The following is a 2,227-nucleotide window of genomic DNA, read 5'->3' as shown; positions in this document are numbered from 1 at the left end:
AATGGCTACTTTATGCGTGTGACCGCAGAGGCTATTTCGTCGGCAGGTTGGTTTGGCCAAGGTTTTGCAGCGGCTAATCCAGGATTACCCTATGCGTATAGTGATGCAATATTCGCTTATCTGATCTATTGCTTCGGTTGGATTTTTGGTATCGTGGTGGGCATGATCGTACTATTATTTTTAGCTAGAATGTGGAATATTTCATTGGCACATAAGGATTCTTACGCAAAGAATATAACCCGGGGTATTATCGTTGTACTAGGTTTACGTTTGTTTCTCCCTATATTGATGACTCTGGGCTGGCTACCAAGTGTTAGCTTGGATTTTCCCTTCCTTTCTAATGGCGGAACAAACAACATGCTTGATCTTGCCATGGACGGCCTGCTGCTCTCCATCTATCGCCACAAGAATATGATACCGAATGGGGCGGGAATTGCCTAGGATCGTGTGACAGCGTAAAAAGATGCAAAAATGCAGGCTTTACCTCTTGAAAGAGTACCTGGATACGTAAAAGATGCCAATCTGCATCCTTTTTGACCCTGAGAAGCCCTTTAGGTAACTATAACAGCGAAAAAAGATGCAAAAATGCAGGCATTTGCTGTTCAGGCCGCAATTTACTCGAAAAAAGATGCACTTTCGTAGCAATTTGCATAAATAAAGGCGGGAATAGGAGATTATTGTTCGTCCTCTTCTATGTGCCCGCCTTTATGCGTTGCAGAGACCTATCGCGAGCCTGTCGCCGCCCCGATCTCTTCAATATAATGGCAGGCAGCCAGATGGCTGCCACGTTGATCTACCACTCGCAGGGCGGGTGCCTCTGACTTGCAATAGTCGGTGGCGTACATGCACCGGGTATGGAATCTGCAGCCGGAGGGTGGATCAATAGGGGAGGGTACATCCCCTTTAAGAATAATCCGCTCCTTTTTGCGGTCGGGATCGAGTGTCGGGATCGCCGATAACAACGCACGGGTATAGGGATGCTGGGGCTGCCGGAAGAGAGAGTGTTTATCCGCAATTTCCACTATGGTACCGAGGTACATGACGATGATTCGATCCGAGATATGGCGCACCACGCCCAAGTCGTGGGAGATGAATAAGTAGGTTAGCTTGAACTGTGCTTGCAAGGATTTCATTAGATTCAGCACCTGCGCCTGAATGGAGACGTCCAGCGCGGATACGGCTTCATCACTGATGATGAGCTTCGGGTTCACGGATAACGCCCGGGCGATTCCGATTCGCTGCCGTTGTCCACCGCTGAACTCATGCGGGTACCGATCTGCCTGATGCGCGGCTAATCCTACCGTCTCCAGCAGTTCGATCGCTTTTGCTCTCCGCTGCCGTGCCGGAACCACCCGCTGAATTTCCATCGCTTCTTCCAATACCTGTACCGCAGTTTTTCGGGGATTCAATGAGGCATACGGGTCTTGAAAAATCATCTGCAAATCTTTGCGCTTGCGATTCAGCTCTGTTCGGCGCAACGAGAGCAGATCGCTTCCCTCAAATAAGACCTCGCCCGAGGTCGGCTCATCGAGGCGTAGGATGGCCCTGCCGGTGGTCGATTTCCCACAGCCCGATTCACCCACGATACTGACGGTTTCTCCTTCAAGCACCGAGAAGGATATTCCATCCACTGCTTTCACGACATTGACGGTCCTGCCGAATATTCCTCCCTTGATGGGAAAATGCTGCTTCAGATTCCGTACGGTTAACAGCTCTTTGCTCATGATCGTATATTCACCTCGGCTTCATACTTCCATTGATCCGTGTACTGCCAGCACCGGACCTGCTGTTGTTCATCGAGCTTCTGCAACCCCGGCTCATGCTCATGGCATAGCAGGCGAGCGTGTGGACAACGTGGTGCGAAGGAGCATCCCCTAAGCGAATCGAACGGGCTTGGTACAGAGCCTTGAATCGGTTCCAGCACCTCTTTGTCCAGATCATGCCGCGGCAGGGAGTTCAACAGGCCGATCGTATAAGGGTGCTTCGGGTGCTTGAACAAGGTTCGGACATCGGTATATTCTACAAGCTTCCCATAGTACATAACGGCGACATCATCACAGGTCTCTGCCACGATACCCAGATCATGCGTGATGAAGATAATCGACATTTGCAGCTTCTGCTGCAATTCCTTCATGAGCTCCAGAATTTGCGCCTGAATCGTGACATCGAGTGCGGTGGTGGGCTCATCCGCAATCAGTAGATCGGGATTGCAGGCGAGGGCCATGGT

At 50.6% G+C, this 2,227-nt stretch carries 3 protein-coding genes; 1 reads left to right on the top strand and 2 read right to left on the bottom strand.

Annotated elements, in window-relative coordinates:
* Positions 1 to 441 (top strand): FtsW/RodA/SpoVE family cell cycle protein (locus tag ACFRAK_RS27920; RefSeq protein ID WP_394573023.1); only part of this gene is annotated, 441 nt, incomplete at its 5' end.
* Positions 442 to 722: 281 nt separating this feature from the next.
* Here the strand turns inward: ACFRAK_RS27920 and ACFRAK_RS27915 are convergent.
* Complete coding sequence (locus ACFRAK_RS27915) at positions 723 to 1,724, bottom strand: ABC transporter ATP-binding protein (RefSeq protein ID WP_394573022.1); 1,002 nt, start codon at positions 1,722 to 1,724, stop codon at positions 723 to 725.
* Positions 1,721 to 2,227: oligopeptide/dipeptide ABC transporter ATP-binding protein (locus ACFRAK_RS27910; RefSeq protein ID WP_394573021.1), on the bottom strand; the 507-nt coding region annotated here is incomplete at its 5' end. The genes ACFRAK_RS27915 and ACFRAK_RS27910, both read right to left, overlap by 4 nt.

This window comes from Peribacillus sp. NPDC056705 (genome assembly GCF_043656335.1).
This window is presented reverse-complemented; position numbering and strand designations above follow the sequence as displayed.